General features: G+C 31.9%; 20 protein-coding genes and 3 pseudogenes. 19 read left to right on the top strand and 4 right to left on the bottom strand.

The window, feature by feature from the left end; all coding sequences use genetic code 11:
- Positions 1–17: 17 nt before the first annotated feature.
- The 5 genes and pseudogenes from AC0NJG_RS26115 to AC0NJG_RS26135 all read left to right on the top strand — a co-directional run bounded on the left by AC0NJG_RS26115 (position 18) and on the right by AC0NJG_RS26135 (position 9,139).
- Positions 18–3,533, top strand: a complete 3,516-nt coding sequence (locus tag AC0NJG_RS26115) for a helicase-related protein (RefSeq protein WP_474063611.1) — start codon at positions 18–20, stop codon at positions 3,531–3,533.
- Positions 3,530–5,428: a DrmB family protein gene (gene drmB / locus AC0NJG_RS26120; protein WP_474063612.1), complete on the top strand. Its 1,899-nt coding sequence runs from the start codon at positions 3,530–3,532 to the stop codon at positions 5,426–5,428. Before AC0NJG_RS26115 ends, drmB begins: the two co-directional genes overlap by 4 nt.
- Positions 5,429–6,412: 984 nt before the next feature.
- Entirely contained in the window at positions 6,413–6,919 is a 507-nt protein-coding gene (locus tag AC0NJG_RS26125) for a DUF4145 domain-containing protein (protein WP_474063613.1), read from the top strand.
- 183 nt (positions 6,920–7,102) lie between these two features.
- A pseudogene (locus AC0NJG_RS26130) lies at positions 7,103–7,583 on the top strand (tyrosine-type recombinase/integrase); the annotation flags it as partial.
- Between the two features lie 263 nt (positions 7,584–7,846).
- Positions 7,847–9,139, top strand: coding sequence for an MBL fold metallo-hydrolase (locus AC0NJG_RS26135; RefSeq protein ID WP_474063614.1), 1,293 nt, complete (start codon positions 7,847–7,849; stop codon positions 9,137–9,139).
- 502 nt (positions 9,140–9,641) lie between these two features.
- On the opposite strand, the gene AC0NJG_RS26140 is transcribed toward AC0NJG_RS26135, so the two are convergent.
- Complete coding sequence (locus AC0NJG_RS26140; protein ID WP_474063615.1) at positions 9,642–9,965, bottom strand: helix-turn-helix domain-containing protein; 324 nt, start codon at positions 9,963–9,965, stop codon at positions 9,642–9,644.
- Positions 9,966–10,125: 160 nt separating this feature from the next.
- Here AC0NJG_RS26140 and AC0NJG_RS26145 point away from each other — a divergent pair, with 160 nt between their 5' ends.
- Together AC0NJG_RS26145 and AC0NJG_RS26150 are read left to right on the top strand one after the other, a co-directional pair.
- A complete protein-coding gene (locus tag AC0NJG_RS26145) occupies positions 10,126–10,314 on the top strand; it encodes a helix-turn-helix transcriptional regulator (protein ID WP_474063616.1) in 189 nt (62 codons plus the stop codon).
- Between the two features lie 116 nt (positions 10,315–10,430).
- Positions 10,431–10,841 (top strand): hypothetical protein, encoded by a 411-nt coding sequence (locus tag AC0NJG_RS26150; RefSeq protein ID WP_474063617.1) that lies wholly within the window; start codon positions 10,431–10,433, stop codon positions 10,839–10,841.
- A 489-nt stretch (positions 10,842–11,330) separates the two neighbouring features.
- Here AC0NJG_RS26150 and AC0NJG_RS26155 read toward each other — a convergent pair whose 3' ends face one another.
- Complete coding sequence (locus tag AC0NJG_RS26155) at positions 11,331–12,257, bottom strand: aldo/keto reductase (RefSeq protein ID WP_474063618.1); 927 nt, start codon at positions 12,255–12,257, stop codon at positions 11,331–11,333.
- A gap of 108 nt (positions 12,258–12,365) precedes the next feature.
- Here AC0NJG_RS26155 and AC0NJG_RS26160 point away from each other — a divergent pair.
- A pseudogene (locus AC0NJG_RS26160) lies at positions 12,366–13,275 on the top strand (SDR family oxidoreductase); the annotation flags it as partial.
- Between the two features lie 257 nt (positions 13,276–13,532).
- Here AC0NJG_RS26160 and AC0NJG_RS26165 read toward each other — a convergent pair.
- On the bottom strand, positions 13,533–14,159 hold the full coding sequence (locus AC0NJG_RS26165) for a hypothetical protein (protein ID WP_474063619.1): 627 nt from the start codon (positions 14,157–14,159) through the stop codon (positions 13,533–13,535).
- A gap of 981 nt (positions 14,160–15,140) precedes the next feature.
- Between AC0NJG_RS26165 and AC0NJG_RS26170 the strand changes: the two genes are divergently transcribed.
- The 9 genes and pseudogenes from AC0NJG_RS26170 to AC0NJG_RS26210 form a co-directional block, all read left to right on the top strand.
- On the top strand, positions 15,141–16,136 hold the full coding sequence (locus AC0NJG_RS26170) for a helix-turn-helix transcriptional regulator (protein ID WP_474063620.1): 996 nt from the start codon (positions 15,141–15,143) through the stop codon (positions 16,134–16,136).
- 166 nt (positions 16,137–16,302) lie between these two features.
- On the top strand, positions 16,303–17,181 hold the full coding sequence (locus tag AC0NJG_RS26175) for a dynamin family protein (RefSeq protein WP_474063621.1): 879 nt from the start codon (positions 16,303–16,305) through the stop codon (positions 17,179–17,181).
- 8 nt (positions 17,182–17,189) lie between these two features.
- Positions 17,190–19,442, top strand: a complete 2,253-nt coding sequence (locus tag AC0NJG_RS26180; RefSeq protein WP_474063622.1) for a dynamin family protein — start codon at positions 17,190–17,192, stop codon at positions 19,440–19,442.
- Positions 19,439–19,912 (top strand): hypothetical protein, encoded by a 474-nt coding sequence (locus AC0NJG_RS26185; protein WP_474063623.1) that lies wholly within the window; start codon positions 19,439–19,441, stop codon positions 19,910–19,912. The genes AC0NJG_RS26180 and AC0NJG_RS26185 overlap by 4 nt, the downstream gene beginning before the upstream one ends.
- Before the next feature lie 71 nt (positions 19,913–19,983).
- A complete protein-coding gene (locus tag AC0NJG_RS26190) occupies positions 19,984–20,277 on the top strand; it encodes a hypothetical protein (RefSeq protein WP_474063624.1) in 294 nt (97 codons plus the stop codon).
- A gap of 19 nt (positions 20,278–20,296) precedes the next feature.
- Positions 20,297–23,380 (top strand): ATP-binding protein, encoded by a 3,084-nt coding sequence (locus tag AC0NJG_RS26195; protein ID WP_474063625.1) that lies wholly within the window; start codon positions 20,297–20,299, stop codon positions 23,378–23,380.
- A complete protein-coding gene (locus tag AC0NJG_RS26200; protein ID WP_097952613.1) occupies positions 23,380–23,946 on the top strand; it encodes an HNH endonuclease in 567 nt (188 codons plus the stop codon). The genes AC0NJG_RS26195 and AC0NJG_RS26200 overlap by 1 nt, the downstream gene beginning before the upstream one ends.
- Positions 23,947–23,960: 14 nt before the next feature.
- Positions 23,961–24,383, top strand: coding sequence for an SMI1/KNR4 family protein (locus AC0NJG_RS26205; protein ID WP_474063626.1), 423 nt, complete (start codon positions 23,961–23,963; stop codon positions 24,381–24,383).
- A 67-nt stretch (positions 24,384–24,450) separates the two neighbouring features.
- Positions 24,451–24,639, top strand: a pseudogene (locus AC0NJG_RS26210) (hypothetical protein); the annotation flags it as partial.
- Positions 24,640–24,859: 220 nt separating this feature from the next.
- Here the strand turns inward: AC0NJG_RS26210 and AC0NJG_RS26215 are convergent.
- Complete coding sequence (locus tag AC0NJG_RS26215) at positions 24,860–25,534, bottom strand: hypothetical protein (RefSeq protein WP_097864866.1); 675 nt, start codon at positions 25,532–25,534, stop codon at positions 24,860–24,862.
- 472 nt (positions 25,535–26,006) lie between these two features.
- Here AC0NJG_RS26215 and AC0NJG_RS26220 point away from each other — a divergent pair, with 472 nt between their 5' ends.
- Both AC0NJG_RS26220 and AC0NJG_RS26225 read left to right on the top strand, forming a co-directional pair.
- On the top strand, positions 26,007–26,177 hold the full coding sequence (locus AC0NJG_RS26220; protein WP_474063627.1) for a hypothetical protein: 171 nt from the start codon (positions 26,007–26,009) through the stop codon (positions 26,175–26,177).
- Between the two features lie 38 nt (positions 26,178–26,215).
- Complete coding sequence (locus AC0NJG_RS26225) at positions 26,216–26,323, top strand: IS3 family transposase (RefSeq protein WP_223838211.1); 108 nt, start codon at positions 26,216–26,218, stop codon at positions 26,321–26,323.
- Positions 26,324–26,414 lie beyond the last annotated feature (91 nt).

The raw sequence follows: 26,414 nt of genomic DNA on the forward strand, positions 1-26,414 counted from the left end.
GGGAAGGGGTAATAGCTATGGATATCTCATTAGATAAATCACTAAATAATCGTCAAAAAGTAATGGATAATGTCAAAGAAGAAATAATTGGACCCGGTCAAATTAGGGAACACTATATAAAATTTAATCATATCGGTACTACGACATTTGAATCAAGAGATGAATTGTACAAACCTTATTATTGGGAAGTTGGTGGAATTCAAGAGGAGATACTTCAAAGAGAAACACCGACTCAAAGATATGTAAGTGGCCATTTGTTTCCATTAGGTACATGTGAAAATGACGAAGTTTCCCTTGAAACCCCAATTGGTGAAGAACCTAATGAAGTACTTGAAGACGATAAAATAGATAAATTGTTTGAGCGTAAAGAAGGTATAGAAACGACTGAGGACGATGGTGAAGTAGAATTATTTCCGCAAAAAAATGACTTTATGCCTTCAACTATGGGGTTAACATTTTGCGTTAATAAAGATCTTCCTGAATTAAAAGTTAGAATAGAAGGCGGAACATATACTCCGCACAATGTAAAAGTTAAGGGGGAAAGTAACAGTGTTCAATGGTGGCTGAGGGAAACTGTAGAAGGAATATGGAATTTACCTTTAAGCGAACTTATTAGCCAAGGACAAATGGAAAAACAAGTTGAAATGAAAAATAAAAAAGGCGAGAAAATCTCCCATTATCATATTCAATTTCAGGCTCGTCTTCGTGAAGTAAAGGATAAGTATATTATCACCATAAGTGTAACAAACCGTTCTTCGGTTCCGAAGTTTAATAGACAACAATTAATATTGTTTCAAGCAATCATGACTATAAGTACACCAGTTAAGTACTCTTTTTCTGTTTATCCAAAACAGTATGAAATGAAAAAGTTGATGAGTGATGAAGAGGCTTCAACTGAACTTCTTTATCGAAACGAAGGAGTATATGCATTTGGTCATGGATGCGCTGCAGACTGGGAGCAAAATTCAAAGAACGTCCAGCAATTATCTACAACTTTTATGCCGGAGTATGAAGCGCTAAGTATGACTCCAAACGTCTTTGTTAATCAAGATGGGAAAAAGGTTGAACTAGAAATTAAAATGAGTGATCTTGCTGGTCTTTCTAGTAATGAATCCCCTGAAAAAATACTAAAGCCCTTAATTGAAGGCTATAGGGAATGGATAGAAAATAAATCAACAGAGGTTGATAATGTCCCAGTATTGTTGCAACCGGTTGCAGGAAAGCATTTAGAACTTTGTAAAGAAAGTCTAGATAGAATGGAAAAGGGTCTTAAATTGCTTAAGGATCCACAAATTTTGGAAGCATTTCGTTTAGCGAATACGGCAATACTCCTTCAACAAGTTAATGGTAAAGATAGACGTTTTGGGCGTATCGAGGATAAACAAATTATTTTTAATAAAACTTTTAAAGAAAGTGTTAATGATGAAACTAAACTTAAGAATGCTAGTAATACTTGGAGGGCATTCCAAATTGCTTTTATATTAATGTCTATTGAGTCATTAGTTTACGAAAAGTGCGATTTAAGAGAAATTGTTGATTTAATTTGGTTCCCTACAGGGGGAGGTAAAACGGAGGCATATTTAGGTGTTGCAGCCTTTCAAATGATACTAAGACGCCTAAAAAATCCATTGGATGCTGGTGTTGACGTTATGATGAGATACACACTAAGACTTTTAACTGCTGACCAATTTCAACGATCTTCAAGGCTTATTTGTGCTATAGAGTATCTAAGAAGCAGAAACAGTAAAAAATTAGGTGATACATCGTTTTCTATAGGAATTTGGGTGGGCTCAAACACGACGCCTAATAGTAACAAGTCTGCAAAGACTTCTCTAAATAAACTTCAGAAAAACGAAAAAAATGCACAGCAATTTATTGTTAATAGTTGTTCATGGTGTGGAGCACATTTAGGTTACTACGATGAAAAAGGTAGCAAGAAAAAGTACTACTTCGGGTACAAAATTAACAATGATAAGTTAGTTGTCCATTGTCCAGATAAAAATTGTCATTTCCACGATGAATTGCCTATTTATATTGTTGATGAAACTATATATGAGAAACGCCCGACTTTCTTAATTGGAACAGTTGACAAGTTTGTACAATTAGTATGGCAGCCCAAGGCAAGAGCGCTATTTGGTATCGACTCAAACGGAGAAAGGTTTATTAGTCCTCCATCATTAATAGTGCAAGATGAGTTACATTTAATTTCTGGGCCATTAGGAACATTAACAGGGCTATTTGAGACCTTAATTGAAGAATTATGTTTAAAAAATGTAGACGGAAAAGTTATCAAACCAAAAATTATTGCAGCAACTGCAACAATTAAACAATTTGAAGAACAAGCCCTTGCTTTATTCGGAAGAAAAAATTCAAGATTATTTCCAAGTCCGGGACTTGAAAATGAAGATTCCTTTTTTGCAACTCCAGCAATAAATAAGGAAACTGGCAAGCCGATGCCGGGACGGAAATATTTGGGAGTTTATACTACAACTGTTCGTATTATGATGTCACAAGTTATGGCGTTTTCATCTATTCTTCAATCTACTGCTGAAATTAATGAGCAGGAAAAAGATCCTTACTGGACCTTACTTACGTTCTATAATACATTACGGGAATTAGGTGGTGGTCTGACATTAACTCAAACAGACATACCTCAATATTCAAGTTCAATGGCGATGAGAAAGGGACTTCAAAAGGATATAAGGTATATAAATAATGTTCTTGAATTAACATCAAGAAAGCAAAGCCATGAAATCTCAAAAACTATTGATGATCTGAAACTAGAATATAGACCTAATAAAGATAAAAAAGATTTAAATTCAACAATTGATTTATGTTTGGCATCTAACATTATTGAGGTTGGAGTAGATATTGATCGTTTATCGGTAATGGCCATAGTAGGGCAACCAAAAATGACAGCGCAATATATTCAGGTCAGTGGTCGTGTTGGACGTCGCTGGTGGGAAAGACCGGGACTAATATTCACCTTATATTCAAACACAAAATCAAGAGACAAATCCCATTTTGAACATTTTAGAGAATACCATCAAAAATTATATGCTCAGGTAGAACCTACAAGTGTTACGCCTTTTTCTGATTCATGTTTAGATAGAGGTTTGCATGCAGTTGTTGTTGGTTTTTTACGCCAAGCATTAAATGATGATATTGCTAGAACTCCGGATTGGAAAGAAATCCAGAAGAATCTAAATAAAAAAATAGTCCCTTTTTATAATCGCTTAATAGAAAGGGCGGAACTAGTTGATCCAGAACAAGTTGAAGAATTGAAAAGCAGATTTATGGAGATATTGAAACGACTAGAAAAAGGAAATTATACTGCATGGAGAGTAGACCCTAAGGTAAATGGTTATATGTATTCGGCAGGTACTACGATTCCCCATACATTAAAAGTAAATGCCGAGTCGATGATTAATTCAATGAGAAATGTAGATTCAGAATGTAGAGGACTTATTGCTACAATATATAACTCTAGTAATAATGAAAGTGAAAATGGTTGGGAGGCTTTGTTTTCATGAAAGATTTACCTTTAAGAAGAGGACAACTTGTTACAACATTTGGTCCCGGTGCTCTTGTTATTAGTCCTGAAGGGGAATCAGCAATGATTGGTGCCCTTGATAAATGGTATCATGACAAAAATGAATATCGTATTGAAACATTTGATGAATATGAAATACAAGAACCTAGATTAAGATCATTATTAAAGGTAAAACAATTACTGATGCCTCCAGATTTTAGACCGAGTTATCAATACAAAAATGCAGGAGGTGCGATAACTCAAACAAATACGGATTTATATATCCCGTTGTTACGTTTCCCTACTTGGCACTATTGTCCAAAATGCAAAACATTACATCAAACTTCCATGTCATCAAGAACAAGTTGGTTAGATTGTAAAGAATGTAAAAAGCAAATGAAGATGATTCAAGTCCCATTTGTAATGGTCTGTAGTCAAGGTCACATATCTGATTTTCCATGGAGAGAATGGGTTCATGGTGACGAAAATACCGCTTGTGACGGGAAAATGAAACTTCTTTCAACAGGAGGGGCAACTCTCGATTCTCTCAAAGTTAAGTGTACTTGTAATAAAGAAAGACCACTTAGAGGAATAATGTCCAGAAAAACTACTTCCAATTCGGATGAGGATCGAGTAAGTGAATTAAGTAAAATGCTAAATAAAAATGAAAAAAAGTTATACCAATGTCATGGTCATAAACCATGGTATGGTTCTGAAAATGATAAGGAAAGTTGCTCTTCTTATCCAATAGCAGTATTAAAAAATTCTATAAATGTGTATTATCCTAATACGATAAGTGCAATTCATTTACCGGGGGAAAATCCTGAAGTAGAAAAACTTATAGATATGTTTGAAAAAAATGGGGTTACCTCATCTTGGCTAGAAATGGCTGATAATATGGATGGGAAAATTAAGACAGTGAAAAAATTATGCCCGCCTGAAATACAAGAATATAATCAATCAAATATTGAACTTGCTATTTTGTACATCGAAGGAGGGATAGAGGAAGAGCAAACTCCTGAAAGAGTGAGTACTAGGAATGCAGAAAAGGAATTAAGGAAAAAGGAATTTGAAACACTAACACAAGAAATTGTTACAGAAAACCTAAAGGTAAGAAAAGAATGGATTTGCGATGAAGTAGATGAAGAAGATACCACTACTTTCTTTAGCATGATAAATAGAGTAACTAAATTAAAAGAGACAATTGCTCTAACCGGATTTAATAGACTATCAACCAATGATGAAGAGGCTGCAAAGAACCAAATTAATAAAGGTAAACATTTATTATTTAAAGACCCAAGTTTACCGGAAAATAATTGGTTACCGGCTTATAAGGTATATGGAGAAGGTATTTTCTTTACTATTAATTTTGAAAAATTGCAGTTATGGGAACAAAGAGGCGATGTCCAACAATATTTCAATAAGTTGCTTACTCGTGCTGAGAAAAGAGGAACAAATATTGATGAGGATATTTTAAAGCCAAGAAATGTTCTTCTTCATACACTGTCACACATTATTATTGATGAGTTGGCTCTAACATGTGGCTATAATTCCGCTTCTATTCGTGAACGGCTATATCTAAATAAAGAGCAATGCGGGATATTAATCTATACGTCTTCGGGTGATATAGATGGTACGTTTGGAGGTCTTGTAAGAATGGGGAGACAAGAGAATTTCTTCCCGGTGGTCTATAAAGCAATTGATAAAGCACGCTGGTGCAGTTCTGACCCTGTTTGTTCGGAAATAGGAAAATCTTCAGGTCAAGGTGTTAATAATCTTAATGGTGCTGCATGCCATAGTTGTTCGTATCTGCCTGAAACCTCATGTGAATTAGGAAATTTCTTTTTAGATAGAACATTACTCATTGATCCGAAATTAGGGTTCTTCAATAATTAACTTTTGTATCTAAATATTGGGCCAGAAATATATGCTGGCTCATATTTTATTGAAAAGGGGAATCCATTATGCGAGAAGAAGAGTTTGCTAAATTTCTATGTTTCTAACGGTACTCCTAAATGAGTTTTGAACAAAATCTTTTATAAAACTAAATGCGGATTTTTAACAAAAGACTCCATTTTGATTAAACTTTTTTCAAAATGGAGTCTTCTTATTTACCATATATTATGGGTTTGTGGAGCTTTTTTGATTAAACTTTATTTCAAATCAACATTATTATTTATTCATCAATCTGCTTAGTATCAATTCTGTATGTGGAAAGGGGGTTCCTTTAGGAATTTGGTAGAATCTTTATACAGTTATACAGATTGTTTATGATTAGTGGACATGTTATTTAGCAGGAATGTAATAGAATTAGTCTTAAAAGAACTTCATAAAAAGGGTGGGAAGAAAGGGGAATTCAGTAGGTGGCTCTTTCTCCCTAAATGATGTATATATGGAAAAGGAATTTAGTTTTAATATAAATTTGAGTTCTTGGGGAAGATAAATTGAAAATTTATTGATGTTGTTATACATGTAAAGAAGTATATGCTGATATCCTCATTAAATTAGAATTGTCGAAACATGATGAATAATAGTTTGAACTAATGCAGAGTGGAACTATGAAAATAAAATTATTATCTTTGGTGTGGTTGAAATAGATTGTTGAACGATTATACCATTTTGCATTTATTCTCCATCTCCTAATAGTGGGGATTGTTTGTGTATGAGTAATTATTTTATTTACTATGCTGTATGTTACATTAAATCTACTAAAATAGATTAGATTTTCGGATAAAATAAGAAAAGAAAAGAAAAGAGTATTCTAGCTAACTATATAAAATATAATTTGAATAAAGTTTATTTTAGCTGTGTTGTAAACTATCATAAATTCGTATAAAGTGATAATTTATTTCGTTGTGATGTTGATGTGGGGGATAGTATATGAGAAAAGTAGAAGTTAAATATTTAAGTTTATTTGATGATAATAAAAGGGAAGAAAAACATGGAATTACAAAAGAAACATATAAATTAGAACGGAAATTACAGGAATATTTAGCGAATGATAACCTTTTTGTAATATTTTTAAAAGGTCAAATGTATATAGAGCAGATGATTAGTGGTATATTAAACAAATTTGATAAATATAAAAAAAAGATGGATTTTCATAATAAATTAAAAGCTCTAAAAAAATTGGAAAAACTACCTACAGATATCATTAATGTTCTATTTGAAATAAAAAAAGTAAGAAACAGTTTGGCACATGAATTCGACCGTGATATAAGCACCGATGATATAAACAGTATTTATAAAAAGTTATCTTCTAGCAATCAAAAAGAGGTTAAAAATATGTTTAAAGATATTAAGGGAAGGAAGGAAAAATTAATTAATATATTTATATTTATTTTGAAAATATTATTTTCAGTTAAAATGTTTTCGAAGCATAATTAATGTTTTAACAAGACTCTGTATTTTATCTTCGTCTTGTGAGGAACGAAAAAAAAGCAAAAGGACTAGGAAAGTATCCGTGGAACAGTTATTTACCTTACTCAAAATTAACTTGATTCCAAAAAATTTCCTTTTTCGAGACCTCTGTGTACTATTAAAACTTTTGGTCGTAAAAGATTAGAAAAGGAAAAATTAGGGTTACGGTGGAAAGATGTTGATTTAGAAAGGGGCATTTGAACATTAGCCAAACGTTAAGTCATGATGGGAAGACGTTCTTGCTTGGAGGAAAGAAGAAGTCAAGTTTAAGAAAGATATTATTACCTGCATCGACTGTAGAAAGGCTAAAGAAACATAGAGCAGTAGTATTAAAAGAGAAGTTGAGTCATGGTGAGAAATACCAAGATAAGGACTTAGTAATGTGTAGTACTCCTTCCGAAACATCAATTAATCCTGCTAATATTAGACGAAATTTAAACGTTTTGATCCAGAAAATGGCTGTTTTGGAGATTTACTTTGAAGATTTGTGTTATGCATATGCAATATGTTATTGGCTAAGGGCTTGAATGTAAAGATGATTCCTAATAGGTTCGGGCATAGTAACATTAAATTCATATATATTGTCAACGTGAAAGAAGATGCAGTCAACAAAATAAAAGGGATTTTGTAGGGGGATTACTCACTCTTTTAGAGATGTGGGTATGCAAATACAAAACGAATCGTTAATTTGACGAGGTTTTTTTATTTATGAACCTAAGGGGGCTTGAACTTATGAGCTCTATGTCGGTTGAAAGATTGGTATGGTGCATAAGTATAATGTATTTTAATTTTATTGTAGTTGGAAAGAGTAGAAAATAGAGTATTTCTTAGTTTATTTTTTATAAGATTATTGTATATACTTTAAGTTCATAAACTGTAAAAGGGGGAGAAATATTGGTAAGTTTAATCGCTTTTAATGTACAAGGTGACGCATTTCTTTTAGAGAAGGAAGTCAAGGGAAAGTCAAATAATTATATACTGGTGGATGGAGGGCAAGACGAACAATTTGCAGAGCAATATTATAAAGAATTGAAAGGAAAGAGTATAAATTTAGTAGTTTGTACACATACTGATGCCGATCATGTAAATGGTATTATAAGTTTTTTTAAGAAGGGTTTTACATGTGAGGAGATTTGGTTACCTGCATTATGGACTGCTAACCTTACTGAAATTCTAAACGGTGATAATAAATTTCTTCAAGAATTAGCTCTAGAGCTTAAAGAGGCGATAAAAAAGGATGATTTTAGCTTAAGGAAATACACGGAGCAAACAAAGGAGAAGATTAGAGAAGAAGTCAACATAGCAAATGAAAAAGGGAATATAAGAAATATAATAGATTTAGAAGAAATTATTGATGAGTTTCGTAGTGACAAGGAAAAATTACTAAGTTTTTTTAATTATAATAAGATTTTGCGTTATCCAAGTTATTATACTTTTGGAGAATATGAAAATGTTGGAAGGCTATTGAGTTTTTTTGATTTTAATGATGTATTTAATTTTTATGATAAACCATTGTTATGGAAATATTCTGAGTTAACAGGTAATATAATTAAGTATTATAGTAAAATCGTAACGATTGTACTTTACGCTATACTTAGAGGAGTTAAGAGAATAAGATGGTGGGAGTATGTAGAGAATAATGAAATTATGAAGTCTAAAATTAATAATTGTAATGAAATACTTACGCCTTTATGTCATAAGGAATTAAAAGGAGTTATAAAGAATTATTCAAAATTGTATCAATATACATTGAGTAAGGTTAATAAAGAAAGTATAGTCTTACTTGACAAGAATGACAGAATTTTATTTTCTTCAGATTCTGATTTGGAAGCTTGTAAGTACATACCTAAGTTTGTAAAGGGTAATGAAATGTTAATTACATCTCCACATCATGGATCTCGTAATAATGCAACGGCATATCAAAAAATAAAAAAATACTTAAGTAGCTGTGGCATACAGGGGATTTGGATCAGGACGGATAGTGCCCATATTTCCATGGGGGATGATTTCCCAAAAATTTTATTAGATAATAGGTATTGTGTGAACTGCTATCAATGGGATAGCGATCGAAAAAGACGGATGAAAATAACATCTGATAATCAATATATTCAAGCTGTATATAAAAGAACCTGGGTAATTAATAAAGAAAATTGTATTTGTCAGTTTGGTTTTTTAGATAAAGTATAATAAGTATGCCTGTGTATTTAACAATGCCACAATTACTTGATTTCCTGCTGTTTGAGCAAAGATTGAGGGAAAAGAGTATACAGATGAAGAATTTATAAATATTTTTGGTCATAGCATGTTAGTTGAAAAAATGAAGGTAGCACGAAATATATTATCTTTTGTAAAGAATTTTTGTGGAATTTATTGAAAGGATATTTGGGAGAAACCAAGCAATAAAGAGGAGCCTTAGGTAGATATTAATGAAACTAAGGCTAATATAGCTATAGATGAAAAAGCTAAATCTCACAATCAAAAAAATAATGAAACCCCCTCTTCATAATGTACATAGAAGAGATTTTGTAGGTAATGTGACCAATTCTGTTACCCCTGACTTTATAGAATATAAAGTAGACAAATAAAAACCGCATCAAACGTTAATTTGACACGGTTTCTACAACTATGATCCCGACTGGCCTTGAAACATCGACCTCCACCCTGTCAAGGTGGAGGTTTTTTTAATAATCTAGTCTTCTCTTTGTATTATAAATTCCCAAAATTTTTTTAACTCCTCACGTTTTTGAGGAGTTGCATTTTTTATATCTTTAAACCATTGATAAAGCTCAGGATCTTGTATGTCTGTAACTCGTCTTATTTCAGTTGTACCGAGGAGGTAATCAATTGATACTTCAAAGAAAGTGGCTAATTTTATCAATGTATTATAATCAGGTTCTCGATTTCCTTGTTCATACATTGCATATGTAGTACGAGCAATCCCTAGTTGCTTTGCCATGTCTTCTTGACGCAGTTTGCGTTCTTTTCGAAGAGTGTGTAGTCTAGTGCCAAACATATGCTACCTCCTTTTAGGTGTTTTCTATATCAATTATAACGTCACAATTTGTAACATTTAACAAAGTACACGAAATGTGTAAAAAACATTGATTTCATACTTATTATTATGTAATATAATCATTAGTTACACATTTTGTGACGAAGAAAGAGGGAGAATAATGAGGTTTTGGTTATTGGAAAAACGTAAAAATAAAGAGAAAACACAAGATTATGTTGCATATAAGGCAAGAATATCTAGAAGTATGTATGCAATGATTGAAAGTGGTGAAAGAAATCCAAGTGTTCCTGTCGCAAAGAATATAGCAAAGGTACTAAATTTTGAATGGACTCTTTTTTTTGAAGATTAATGTCACGATACGTGTAATTTAGAGAGTGGGAATATCATTTCTATATTGTTTTCCTAAAACGAAATAATTTATTAATTATTTTTGAGAAAATATTAGATAAGGGAAGTGTTTTAAATATGAACATGAAAACATTTGAAATGCGTGAAAAACGCTTAGCGGAACTGTTGGGCGCAAAAGTACTATGGGAGTTTATAAGTGCTGTAACAGAGGAAATTGAAAAGCAGGAATTAGAGTCTACACCAGGTTTATTAGAAGATTTATTCATACATGTGAAAGAAACCATTCAAATTCAAAATATGAATCAACGCATAACAAAAGCCCCTGTACAAACAGAGGCTGATGGTATAAATAAAGATACATTATTTATGGAAGCATATGTAGAATTAATTAATCATAAGTTTGTTATTTCTGAATTAGCTGTAGAGCTTTCATCTGTTCTAAAAGAATTAAATTGTTTTGTTCAATCATCTTTGCCACAGCTTCAAAGTAAGCTTGATTCTCAAGAACCTCAATCTGCTTCTCTTTAGGGAGTGATTGAAGTATTTCTTTAATTTCTTTACACTCGTATATGTTATTCTCCGAGTCTTCGATTAATTTATTGCGACGGTTGGTGTATTCAAGTGCACCTAAAGTCGCTAATGCGCGAGGGTCTAATCCTAGAATTTCCATGTATTCCTCTCCTTTCCTCTACAAATAATTCGATAGGGGAAAGGAGATTCCTTTAGTAATTTGGTAGAGTCTATATACAGTTATACAAATTGTTAATGGTTAGTGGATGTCTTATCAAGTAGGAATGTAGTAGAAATAGACTTTAAAAATTCCTTAAAGATAATGAGAAGAAAGGAGAATCCAGTAAATTAAAATCCTTTCCCTAAGTAATCTTCATATGAAATGGTTATTTACTTTTATTATAAATTTTAAATTAGATTCTTTGATGAAGAGTAGATAGACATATGGAATAGAGGATGAATTAGCAGTTAAATTAGTATGATTTTTATGGAAGAATAATAGTATAGTTAAAGTTTTTTAATGAATTCAATTTCATTATCTAATAATAATGGACGAGTTAAGTGTGAAGAATTTTCTTCAACCTGAGTAGAATTTTTTGCACCAGGAATCGCAACTGAAACGGCTGGGTGGCTTAAAACATAACGTAAGGCAATTTGCGCTAGACTTCGATTTGATCGTACAAGTGAATCTAATTTCTCTACCTTATTTAAGTTTTCTTTAAACCACTTTTCTTGGGGCCAATCTTTTCTTAAATCATCGTCTGGAAATTGAGTTTCATGATTAAATTTCCCAGTTAAAATTCCCATCTTAAGTGGACCTCTTATCACAGCACCTAAATTATGTTGTTCAATATAAGGAAGGATGTCTTTTTCAGGTTCTTTATTCAGAATACTATAATCGAGTTGTACAACATCTAAATCGTGATTTTGATTAAAATGTTTAATATAATCTAAATCATTAGTAGAAACCCCAACTGCTCTCACTTTCCCAGATTTTTTTAATGTTTGGAAAGCTTGTAGAAAGGCTTCTGTTTCTTCAGGTTTATCCCACCAAATATGACAAAAGTACACATCTATATAATCCGTTTTAAGCCGTAGTAAACTAGCATCAAACGCATCAATGATCTTTTGAGGGTCTCCATAAACCGCTGGTTGATTTGGGTCATAATGATGACCAATTAATCCACCTTTTGTAGAAAGAATGATATCCTGCCTACGTTTATGTATAGCTTTTGCAACGAGTGTTTCACTATGACCTAATCCATAAACGTCAGCAGTGTCAATAAAATTAATCCCTAGGTCAATCGCTTTATTGATTGCATCAATGGATTCATTATCTTTTACTGTGCCCCATTCATCACCACCAATTGCCCAAGAGCCGAATCCTATCTCAGAAACTATTAATCCTGTGTTACCTAATAATCTATATTCCATTATGTACGAACTCCTCCTATTCAGATTATGTTATTAGAAATATATATAGTGACCATTTGGAATATTCTTGAATTTGTTTTCAGGATATAAATTAGAGTATACATTTTAATATATATAATTGAGGGAGTTTTATCTTTGATAAATGTAGGTCTGGATTCAAAGAAAGTGAATTATTTAAAGAATAACGGAGAGTCAATCATACATTGTGGTGGAGAAGTTAGACACTACGGAGAAACGTGAGCATTTTCAAAAGGGAAATGTTCAGTCTATAAAATTCTTATTAGAATTAGCTAAGAATGCAAATGCACGTCTTCATTAAATATCGTCTTTAAGTGTGGTAGGGCAGGTTGAAAGCAGTCCAAAAGAATGTATATTCTTTGAATCTAATTTTGACAGAGGATAAAATTCAGATCATTTGTACTTAGAAAGTAAATTTCAAGGTGAGAAAATGGTCAGAGAAGCAATGGAAAAAAGGGTTCGTGCCACGATATACCGTGTGGGGAATTTAGTGGTTAACTCTAAAACGGGTAAATTTCAATATAATATTAATGAAAACGTATTTTAGAGATTATTAAAAGCGATATGCCTTTTTAGCATAGCATCTGAAATCAATACGTTTGTAGATTTAATGCTTGTGGACTATGGAAGTTTAGCTATTACCGAAATAGCTTATAAGTCTAATACAGTAAATAAAACTATGCATATTTGTAATCCAACTCAGCTAAAATGGGACCAATTTATTCATAGTTTACAAGCTTTTGGATACGATATCCTGTTAATGAAACAAGAAAAGTATATAGAGAAGATTTTTAATACTAATCTAACTACTCATGAACAGAAAGCTTTAGAGCTCATAATACCTTTATTAGAATCTGTAGAAGAACTATCAGTAGCTATACCATCTTGTTCGTATACGCAAGGATATCTGAAGAATGTACATTGTTTAGAACCAAATCAAGGATATATCAATTTGTTTTTACATTACGCTATGAGTATCGAGTTTTTACCAGCCATTTAAGAACCAATATTGCTATAGAATATACTAATGATTTTGAACAGATTGGTTTACAAATATGAAGTTTTGAATATTTGTTTGCTTTCGCATATTATTTGGAAAATTGAAAAGAACTTGTATATTTATCTACAAGTTCTTTTCAATTAAAAGGTTTATACATTTAGTTGGTTGGATAATATTTCAATTCTTCATATTACTAACAGAAGAAACTAACCAAGACAAATACTTCTTTTCAATAAGAGAAAAAATCCTATTTTATATTAAGACCAAATCCATCGATCATCAGTTAATGTTTGAGAATCATTAACTTTTTCAATCTCATCTGTTATCGACCACTCATTACTTCTTTCAGCGTTCGCCATATGAACTTTCACCTTTTCACCTACATTAAATTTCTGCCCGTGTGTCAAATAAACTGTAACATTACGTTTACTTCCATCATTTCCAGTATATTGAACAATTACATAATTATATTCTTCTATTCCAGATTTAAACTTATCTACTTTTGTAACATGTCCTATTTCATATTCGTATGCAAAAACATGTTTTAAATAACTTCCCTGGTGTAATATATCAGTACCTTGAACCTTTTCAATTGACTCTGCAATCATATAGTCCGTAAAATTACGCATCATTGCACCAGTAGCTTTTATTTGATCACCAACTTTTACATTTGGTGTAGAGTTTAAATAAATACTGATAGGCTCTGAATACTTTGTTGATTCGACAGTGATAACATTATCAGTAACCTCAACTACACGTCCTTCAATTGTTGATAAATTTGACTCGATAGAAGCTGCACTTGCTTTTGTAACTTCTAATCCTGGTAGATCTGTGCCTGCAAGAACTGCAATTCCTAATGCACCAGCTAAAATGATTTTTTTCATACCTTATAACATCTCCATTCCGGTTGTAGTTAAATGCGCAGTTAGGCTTAATTCGTAAATAACTTTCGTATATCGCCTAACATGTAATCATTATAGTTACAATAAGAATGATTATCAACTACAATCGGAATGTAATTTTGCATAATAATAAATCTTGATTTAATAATTTATCATTCAAATGGAAAGGAAGATGTGTATGTATGAAATTGTTACCGTAGAGCAAAAAGGAACCGTCGTGCGAAATGTGGAAAGAAAAATCATAGGCGTAAATGGTCAACATATGAATTTCCTAATTAAATAATTGAAGTAAGTTCATCGGTAAGAGGGAATGAAGATAATAACTTTGATTATATTTTAGTAGCAGAAAAATATTAAGACTAGTAAATTTAGAGGCCATCCAATTGGGTGGTTTTTTGTTTTTATGAGATTTATACACAAAGTAGAAGCTTATTCGAATGTTCGTACTGATAATTCTATTATAAATAAATTTTACGACACTTAACCATTAACAAGCACTTTTGTTAGGTCAGCTCATTTATCTCCCATCTACTTACTTCGCGTTCCTTGAGGAAGAAGTCTTCTAGGCTAAAATGATAAACGGTTACTTCTGATATGCTAAACTCGCTGCTTAATTGTTTGACTGCTTGCCCTAGACGATGTAATTAAAGCACCATTTATTAAATTCTTTATTAATTTTCTTATTTGACATACGGACACGTCCTCCTTGAAATCTGTTGAAAGGACTTAATTAAGTTGTGTTCATAGGATTATACTAACTCTATTAATTTGTAATATTTTTGGTAAAAAAACGTATCGAAAATGATATAATACGATTATTGAATGTTTAATACTTCCTTATTAGTATAATGAAATAATTTAATTTTTTATGATGAAAATAATTTATATCATTCACATGGGCATTATCTGTCCATGTGAACTTGTAAAATAAATGGTATAAGTATTCAAATGGGAGATAAATAAATGAGTGATAAGCAAGGGCAAATGTATCGTATATTATCGATGTACGATCGGCTAAGAAATGAAAAAAGCATTAATAAACAGATTGAAGCAGTTAACTTTCATGTAAGCGAAAAAACCATTCAACGGGATATTGATCATTTACGTGGATATATTGAAACAAATATGGTAAACGGATATGTCGAATACGACCGTAAGACTAACGCCTACAATTTGAACAGTGAAAATAAAAACTCACTAACTAACGAAAAAATCTTTGCCATCCTAAAGGTTCTACTAGAGTCAAGAGCTTTTCCTAAAAATGAAATGTACCAAATAATTGATAGCTTAACAGGCTTAGCTCAAACGGAAAGCCAAGGCATAATTAAGAAAATGACGGCAAACGAAAAAATTTTATATGGAGAGCTACAACATCAAAAAGATGTGTCAGGTCTATTATGGCAACTCGCACAGGCGATTCAGTTTAAAAAAGTTATTCATTTTCAATATCAACGGGAGTTTGACCAATTTCCTGATGAACGGATTGTAAAGCCAGTTGGTGTTATTTTTTCGGAGTATTATTTTTACTTAGTAGCTTATCAAACGAAATATGAATTTGATTTCCCAACAATTTATCGTATTGATAGGATGAATGAACTCTATATTAAAGAGCAACATTTTTCAATTCCCTATAGCGATCGATTTCAAGAAGGAGAATTTCGTAAACGAGTGCAGTTTATGTATACGGGTGAGCTAATAAAAGTGAAATTTAAATTCAAAGGCCCATCCCAACAAGCTGTATTAGATCGACTGCCTACTGCGACAATTATTTCAAAAGATGAAAGTGGTATTCTTTTTGAAGCAGAGGTTTTTGGACAAGGGATAAAAATGTGGATCTTAAGTCAAGGTGAACATATTGAAGTGCTAGAGCCGTTGGAGTTTCGTAACGAAGTTATGAAAAGCTTGAGGGAGATGCTGAGTCTTTATGGAGAGAATGGAGAGAATGAAGAGAAATCATAATATTTTGTTGAACTTGTATATTTTACGTGTAGGATAAGTTATCTAAACAGAAAACCGAAAGGCTAAAACAAAAATACTATCATAAAGTAATACATGAATAAAAATATAAGGAAAAGCTTTTGAATAAAAAAGGTGTAATTTTCCTGTGAAATAAAGGTGTGATAACTTGCTTAAACAAATGTCATTAGAAACTGAGTCTATTATCCTAAATAAATTAAGTGTTAATAACTATTTAGTCGTAGGTACGATGAGCGCAGGTAAGTCTACATTCTTGAATAGTTTAATTGGATTTGAAATGTTTCCTTCGAAGAACGAAGCTTGTACTGCAAAAGTTATATCCTATTATGCTAACCCAGCGATTGAGAAGTTCTTGTATTTAAAAAATAATTCAAAGAGACCATACTTCAGAAAGAGTCTAGATGCAGTCCAACTTGAAAAATGGAATAAAGATGACAAAATACGGGAAATAAAAATCGAAGGGCCACTAAAAAATAGTTTTGGAAACTGTTTTGGAATTATAGATACGCCTGGTCCTAATAATTCTATGGATAAAGAGCATAAAGAAGTTATGAAAAAGGCTATCAATAAATTTAAGTATAGCAACATATTGTATTTACTTAATGCTAGTCAATTAGGAACTGAAGACGATCAAAATTTATTACATTTTATTAAAGAAAATTGTAGTAATGAAAATATTCATTTTGTTGTAAATAAATCTGATGTTATTGATGATACAGAAGCTGAAAGTTTAACGAACTTTTCGAATAATGTTCAGAATTATTTAATGAAAAATGGCTTTAAAAAGCCTAAGGTTTTCTTTGTTTCATCTCTTGCTGGTTTACTAGCGATGAAGGTGAAAAACAAAATTGAGTTAACTAGAAAAGAATCTAGTGATTATCGACGTTTGCAAATGTTACTTGATCGGAAACTTTCCGATTATAACTTAAATATAAGTAATGAATCATCTGAAAAATCTAATGTTATAAATAGTAATGACCCTTTATGGGTAAATTCAGGTATTTCAGAAATCTTAAATAAACTATGAGGTGTGAAATGAATATTTCAATGAAATACAATCCATATAAAGTAGAAACACAGCTTTGGATTGATAGTGAAAATTTAATGGAAACAACTAAATTTGGGGCATTTAAACATGACCGACTACAAGTTTGGGTAGAAAAACTTTTTCCAATGTTAGTCGAAGAGTTAAATGAAGATGCATTTAATCTTGAGTTTATCGGTACTTTACCAGATTTTGAAGATATAGAAGAAGCAAAATCTTTATATCCATTTGTTAATTTAACACATATTCCAGTCGAAGAAGTTGAGGATAAATTTACACAACTTGAAAAGCTTGTTCAAATGATGAAAGATGGACCATTTGAACAATTAAAAGATGAAAAAATTGAAAAAAACTTCCAAAAAGCTTTAAATAGCGAGTTTGAAATTGCTGTAATCGCAACAATGAGTTCAGGAAAATCAACTTTAATAAATGCAATTTTAGGTCAAGAACTAATGCCTTCAAAGAATGAAGCATGTACAGCAAAGGTTACACGCATAAAAAATAATCCCAACATAGAGAATTATTCAGCTGTAGCATATGACAGTCAAGGTGAAATGATAAAAACGATTACAAACGCAACAGCTGAAGATTTTACATTATTTAATAGTGATCCTGCGATTCACCTAATTGAAATCGAAGGTAATATTCCTTCCATTAATGTAGGGCAAATGAATTTAGTGCTTGTTGATACACCAGGACCAAATAACTCTATGGATGGGACACATCGTCAACATACATTTTCAGTAATTAAAAGCGATGACAAACCAATGGTTTTATATGTATTAAATGCAACACAGCTACGTACAGATGATGATAAGTCATTGTTACATACTGTTGCTGAAGCAATGTCTGTAGGCGGAAAACAATCAAAGGACCGATTTATTTTTGCTATGAATAAATCAGATGAATTTGATCCGGAAAAAGGCGAAAGTATTGCTGGGGCGATTGAGGGAGTTAAAGAGTACCTAGAAGAAGAAGGTATTGAAAATCCAAATATTTATCCTGTTTCTGCGCAAATTGCTAAAGTAAATCGTAAAAAAAATAATGGTTTAAATTTAACTCGCTCAGAAAAGGCAGATTATTTTCGAAATGATTTATTTATTGAAGAGCCTTCTATGCAATTAAATCAATATGCACCATTGAGTAATTCTTTAAAGCAGCAGATTAATAATCAAATTTCAAATTCATCAGAAGATGAGAAAGTGATTCATTATTCTGGTATCACAAGTATTGAAGCAGCTATTAATGAATATCTAGAAAAATATGCTGTAACATCGAAAGTCACTAATGCCGTTAATACGTTCCAACGCATTGTGGAACAAGCGGATATGAAAAATAAATTAGAGCAAGAAATATTAGGAGATTCTGAACAACGTGAGGAAATTGCTCGTGTAATGAAGTCAATCCAAAAAGAATTGAGTAGTGGTAATAAGGCGAAAGACTTTAAAAAGAAAATTGAAAGTATGGACTTAGATTCTGGCGATTTCTTTGCCCCAACGAATAAAAAAGTATTTAAATTATTAAATGATATAAATAAGAAAATACGTAGTCATGAAAAAATTAAAAGGCATGAATCGGAACGTATTCTAAGTAAAGCTCAAAAAGATGTGTTATTACTACAAGATGATTTAGTTACAGATTTAGAAGTAAATATTAGTAATGTACTTCGCTCAACGGCTGAAGGATATGTAAATGAATATCGTCAGTATATCAAAGGTATTACAAATTTTGAATTAAATACAATTAAGTTAAATAGTTGGGACAAAGCTTTAACTGCAGATAGTGTTGATTTAGATGATTTAATGGGACGTTTTAGTTATTCAGAAGCAGTTGTAGTCGGTACAAAAACAGTATCTAATCCAGATCGTAAATGGTACACATTCTGGAGACCGAAATATATTGAACGTAATATTTATGAAGATGTTGAGTACATAAGCATGAATAAATTATCTGAAGAATTTTTACTACCTATTGAAGAACAAGTCACAGCTAATATTCAAAATGCAATTGATTTTACTCACAAAGAATTAGGGCGATTACAAAATTTCTTTATTACTGAAATTGACCGTTTGGAAGAAATATTAAAAGAACGTGTCGCTGAGATTAGCTCTTTAGCGGAGCAAAGCGGGCAGCTTGAAGAACAGCTTGAGGAAAAACTAGAAAAACAACAATGGTTAAACAACTTCATGGCAGACTTAGACAGTATCTTAGAACTTAAAGTAAAGGAAGGTATAAAGCAATGAATAAATTAAATCAAGCAATTACAGAAAAAAATATAGTAGGTTTACGCAATTTACTAAAAGCGTATATAACAGGTGACCCAGCAGATTCAGATGCGACTATAAAAAATAGTCTTCAGAAAATCTATGCAAATGGAATTGATGTATGGCAACCACATGATGGAAAGGAATTAAATATGTCTTCAAATACATGGAGTGAAGATTACTTTGTGGATTTACAAGTAGATTTACGTATGAATTTTTCAAAAGAGCGTTATTTGCACATGTTAGAAGTAGGAAAAAAGGTTTATGGAGTTTCTGTAGTTGCTTCACCAACTCTTCCAACACAAACAGTGCGCACTTCAACATCGAACCAACAATATATGAAGGTGGATAATAAAAAAAAGTCCAAAGCCCTAGTGTGGGGGATCGCAGCACTGGGGGCGTTTATTCTAGGAATAGTTCTTATCAAAATGATAAAAACGAACAGTTAAATTCTGCTGTTCGAAAAGTATTTTATTATATTGATGAACTTATGGAGAGAGGGAAAAAACCTTCCCAAAAGATGATAGGTTTACTTTGTAAATTAGCAGATGGAGAATTTATTTCAAATGAACAATTGCGAGAAATCGAACAGGAAAGAATTTTATCTAATGAACTGCAAAATGAATTAGATCGAAAACGTGCAAAAAATAATGCACTTCAAAAAGAAATAACTATTTTAAAAACAGCGTCAGAAAGTAAACTAATAGATCCAACAGCATTGAACAATTCTTATAAGGAAATAAAAAATAAATTTGAAAACAATACTGTTAAAAGAGAGAAAAAAACTATCGGTGGAATAGTAGAGTTCGATTAGTATCGGAGGAAAAATCATAATGAATGATTTAGTGGCACTTCAGCAACAAGTAGAACCAGCTTTAAATAATGCTACAAAATTAATGGAAAAAGCTTATTTACATCAGTTAGGTAATTATAAAATTGTTAGTATTGGACAAACTCTAGTTCAAAATGAAAATAGCACAGATCGTCAAATTCGTTTATTTCAAATAGAAAAAATTGTATATGATAAAAACGAAGACATTACAGAAAAACTCGTAAATGTATACAATACCTTAGGTAATTTAAATAATTCTTTAGTTTTAATTATTGATAGTGATGGGTATGAAGTAAACTTTTTCATAGGAACTCGTTCAGAGCAAGTTTCAACAGCTCAAGAAAGTTTAATAAAGGGCATGAAAGGAAACTTTCCAGGCACAAAATTAAGTAAAGTAAAAAATAGTGATTACGCAAGCTTAATAAATACTGTTGTTACTGGGAATAAAGAGCGTTTGAGAAGAACTGTGGCTAGTGTTACAGGAATTCCAGCTATGAAAGATACTGAAAAAACTTCGTATGTTCAAGGACTCGAAAAATTAATAAATGCAATGTATGGTGAAAAGTTTTCAGCGATTTTATTAGCAGATACTGTTTCTTCAGAACAATTATTCAGTATTAAGCAAGGTTATGAAAACATGTACTCGACCTTATCTAAATTTCAAAAAGTCGAGTATAGCGCTGGAAAAAATGAAAGTTTGGCATTAGCAGAAGGTATTAGTGAAGGAATTACGGAATCTGTCAATGAAAGTATTGGTTTAACACAAAGCTATACAAATTCGAAAACAGATGGAAAGAATGAATCACATACTGATGGAAAATCAAACGGCATTTCCATATCGCCTATAGGCCTGGGGGCTAATGCTAGTAAAAATAGTAGTAAAACTACAGGTACGAATCACTCTGAAACATTTTCTGATACGAGTGGATCTACAACGACGACAGGAAGCTCAAGAGCTACTGCTAAAAATGTTACAAGTGGATCTACAACAACAGAAGGTTCTACGCAAACGCTACAGGTTCATATGGAAGACAAGCGAATTACGGAGCTTCTAAAAAAAATAGATTTGCATTTGGAACGTTTAAATAGTGCAGCCGATTTAGGCTTATGGCATTATGCCGCATACTTTTTAGCGGACGATGAGCAAACTGCAACGGTAGCTGCTACGAATTATCAAGCTATTATTAGAGGGACTGAATCAGCGATAGAAGGTTCTGCTATTAATATATGGAATGCTGAGCATCCATATAATTTGCCAATGCGTGAGTCGTTAAAAAAATTACAACATCCAAAATTCCAAGTAAATCAAGCAGGTTTAGATATTGTCACAGGTAGTACGCTTGTAAACACGAGAGAGCTTTCAATAGCGTGTGGTTTACCTAGAAAATCGGTTAACGGATTACCAGTTATAGAAATGGCTGAGTTTGGTCGTAATATTTCGTCGCCTTCTAATAAAGAACAACAAAGGTCGATTGATTTGGGTGAAATTTATTACATGGGTGATATAGAGAAAACGGCTGTAAAACTGGATATTAACAGTTTGGCTATGCATACGTTTGTTACAGGCTCAACAGGATCAGGTAAATCAAATACGATTTATCAAATGATAGATGAGCTATTAAAAGAAAATATTCGTTTCCTTGTTATTGAACCAGCAAAAGGAGAATATAAACAGGTTTTTGGTGGTTACAGTAATGTAAATGTATTTGGGACTAATCAAAATCACACAAGGTTGTTAAAAATTAACCCATTTTATTTCCCAAATGGAATACATGTATTAGAGCATATTGAAAGATTGATTGAGATTTTTAATGCATGTTGGCCAATGTATGCTGCTATGCCTGCAGTTTTGAGAGAAGCTGTAGAAGAAGTATATAGGAGTTGTGGTTGGCAACTAGAGACATCTTTAAATTTCAATAAAATTGCATATTATCCAACTATGAAACAACTAGTTGATGTTTTGCCTAAGGTCATTGAAAAGTCTGGATACTCAGAGGAAGTTAAAAGTAATTATGTAGGCGCATTGGTAACACGTGTAAAATCTTTAACAACTGGTTTACTGAGTAATGTTTTTGTTGAAGATGAAATTGACAATACTATTTTATTTGATCAAAACTGTATTATCGACTTGAGTTTGATTGGGTCCGCAGAAACAAAATCACTTGTAATGGGAATATTATTTATGAGATTACAAGAACATCGAATGAGGTTTACACAAACGGCGAATACACCGTTGAAGCATGTGACAGTATTAGAAGAAGCGCACCATTTATTACGTAGAACATCAGGTGTTCAATCAGATGAAGGTGCAAATCTACAAGGAAAATCGGTGGAAATGATAACGAATAGTATTGCAGAAATGCGTACCTATGGAGAAGGGTTTATTATAGTAGACCAGTCACCAAATTTATTAGACCCGTCTGCTATTCGTAATACAAATACGAAAATTATATTACGTCTTCCAGACGCATCAGATCGCTTATTGGTAGGAGGAGCAGCAGCTCTTAATGAACAACAGCTTAATGAAATTTCTAAATTAGAAACAGGTGTATCTGTTGTATATCAAAATGATTGGCTAGAGCCTGTTTTATGTAAGGTACAAGCTTTTGATAAACCTAAAGCTTATAACTATGTGTTTGATTTGAAAGCCCAATTAAGAGAACGCAGGGAGCAAGCGTCATTTGTTTTGAAAGAATTACTTTCTAATAACTATGATGCGAAATCTTTAATTGAAGCATTTAAGAAAAATATGAATTTAAATGTAATGATTAAGATACAAATTATAGAGGAATTAATAGAAAATAAGCCCTTAACAATTTTATTAAAAGGGAATGAGGCTTTATTAGGCGAGGTAATTGATAGCTATGTTTCTATCAGTGAAATTATAGCATTTGCACGCACAGGATATACATTTGAAGATTACGATTACAAGTTCAAAAAAGCATTAGCGATGTATGTTGAACATAACGAATATTTAGAGATAATACAAGAATTATTGATGATATATTATTGCAAGTTAGATCCATCTTTTAAAGAGTATTATTTACAATGGTTTGAATATAAACAGAAAGGTGTGATTGTTTAATGTCTTTAATCGCTAGTCTTGTATCAGAAGTAAGGGGAGGGAAAATTGATGAGGTAAAGGAAACCTCCCCATTAGAAAAACAAAACGATATGCCGACTACTTATCAATCTGATATTGAACTTTCTAAGAAAGATTCAGAAAACGATAGATATATAATATGTAGAAATGAGTCACTTGAAGGCGATCGACACCCAATAACGGGAGTTGAATTTGAAAAAGCAGTAGTAGAGATACCAGATGGTTCAAAAGTAGAGGGTGTTTTTCCAAAATTTGAATCTCTTTTTGATGCTCAATTAGATGAATCACGATATGAAGATTCTGATGCGAGACAATTTAAAGAAGCAAATAGTCAATTGAAAGATGCGGTTGAAAATAATCCAGATATTCGAGGCCAATTTACAGAAGAACAATTAGAACAAATCGAGGCTGGGGATACGCCAGAAGGCTATGTTTGGCATCATTCAGAAAATCCAGGAACACTTCAATTGGTTGATACTACGGTTCATGCACAGACGGGTCATACAGGTGGACGTAGTATTTGGGGTGGCGGAAATGAAAATCGTTAACGGAGGGGATATCTATGAATTGGGTTTTGACAAAACCATTGAAAAATATTCAGTCATTAAATGAATTTGAAGTGAAATATGAAATTCAATTTCCAACTAGTTATATTTCTGTTATAGAAGAAAATAATTATGGTCGACCGAGACCAAATGTATTTGATACAGAAGAAACAAAAGAGCGAATCGCAAAAGTTTTATTGTCTTTTGATAAAAAACATCGTGAAAATATCTGGGAAACATATAGTGCAATAAAAAAACAATTACCTGCAGATGTTTATCCTTTTATGGTAGACCAATTTGGGAACTATATATGTTTTTATTTCGATCCACTATTTGAGGAACCTACAATTATCTATTTTGAATTAGAAAAGCAAAAAGTTGAAAAAGTAGCTGAAACTTTTGAAGCGTTTTTAAAGTTATTTTATGAATTGAATAGTTAAGGGGAATGAAACACTTAACTATTAAGTTCTAAAAAAGCGTCTCTGTAAGCAAATTTTTTAAAATTTTCCTTTACTACCTTTGGGATGGTATTTTGCGGATTATAAACTCAGTAAAGCGACAACAATAGAATACATGTGGGGTTATAAAGAATTATCATTAAACCATAGACATGCTCTTGGTTTAATAAAAAGAGAGAATAAAGATATGGAACTATTTTTAAAGCGTAAAGCAGAAATTGCTGAATTTGAAGAATAGTAATAGTAAATGAATGAATTGATTAACCTATAAAAAAACGTAGGAATTAAATATTTCTACGTTTTTTTGTACATAACATTAAAAAAACAGCTTATTTTTTGAAAAAGTTGAAAGAAGTTATTTATGTTGGCTGGAATATCTATTACAATGTAATTTATATAAAAAGTAGCTGCAAGTGCAACTACTTTTTCACAAAAACATTATGATTCAAATAACACCTTTAGCGTAAACTTGCGCTTAATGGTACTTGAGAATAAACTGTGAAATTGTTACCATAAGTACCGTGCCTTGAAAATGAGGAAGAAATTGAACTGTTCCAACTTTTGTAGGTAGACCCAGATGTATCTGCTCTTAGAAGTACATTTGAAAAGCTAGCTTGGCTAAAGGAGTTACGTCCAGTATCTTCGACTCCTTGAACCATTTTTACTGGTTCATATTGAGAAAATGAGCCATATACAGGCTGATTTGCATATCTAGGATTTCCATTTACATACATAGTAACCGTACCATTTCCGTTATTAACAATTTTAAGGTTCACTCGATCACCATCTTTAATTGACGCATCAAACTGTGTGTTCCAATACTTACTGTTTTGACCTGATTCATTATATCCTGAATTTAGAAATACTTTATATCCACTTGGTGTTTTGGAAATACCACCCTCAACTTTAGATGCTCCAATACCTAAATACCAATTCACATATCCATCTTTAACAACAACTGATTTTGGTAGATTTATATCAGCTGCAATCCCAGTATAGGTACTATTTGTAACACTTTTTACAGCACCTTCTGTAGCTGCAAAACTAGTAGTTGAAAACATTGATAGAGAAATTAGAAGTGAACCAACTAGATACATCATTTTTTTCTTACTTTTCCTTAATACTTGATTCATGTTAGATCCCCCATATTTTAAATTATTAAATTGTATGGAAAGTTGGCCAACTAACTACAACTTACAAATTAAAGATATATCATGTTTTATTTAATGTATATATTTTCCTGTTATAAGTCATTGAATTGTCGAATAAATCCGATTTTTTATATTTATCAATATAGGTGGAGTTGACAGATTAAAGTTGTATGTCTATTTAAATGTAAACAGATTTTGTTAAAAATAATATAAAAACCTATAAATATGTTGTGGATAATATGTACGACGGTTCATTTAGGAGAGAAAAATATGGAATGAATATAGTGGGATTTATCAAAGAATATATCTGAAATGTTTAGAAATAGATTAAATACGAAGGAAATAAATGAATCGTTTGTCTTAAGGAATTCATTGAAATAGTCCGTAGATGAAGGGAAATATATGATTTATAAGACATGGATTTCCTATATAAAAGAAGAAAGGGGATCCAGCTATGGGAATTACAAATACAAGATCCAAGTTAGATAATGCAGCTATTGAAGAGGCTATAGAGGCATTAAAAGGTGAAAATGAATGTTTACGTATGGAAATCGATTACTTAAAAAAGTTAAAGGCCTTCGTTCAAAAAGAGATGGAATTACAGATCAAGACAAAGCAAGAGTAATTTATCTTACAAAATTCGAAAGTATAGATCATATTAAGATAGTATTAGATAATTATAGAGGTCATTACAATCGTAAAAAAATCAAAGTACAGTTAAAAGGAATGAGTCCAGTACAATACCGGACTCACATTCAAACAGCCGCTTAATTTTTTGTTTAATTCTTCAGGTCCAGTTCATCATAGGCGATCGATTGTTGGCTTGCTACGCTTAGTGATTGTTATTCTTTAACTCATCTCA

The organism is Bacillus sp. SSR7 (genome assembly GCF_055902415.1).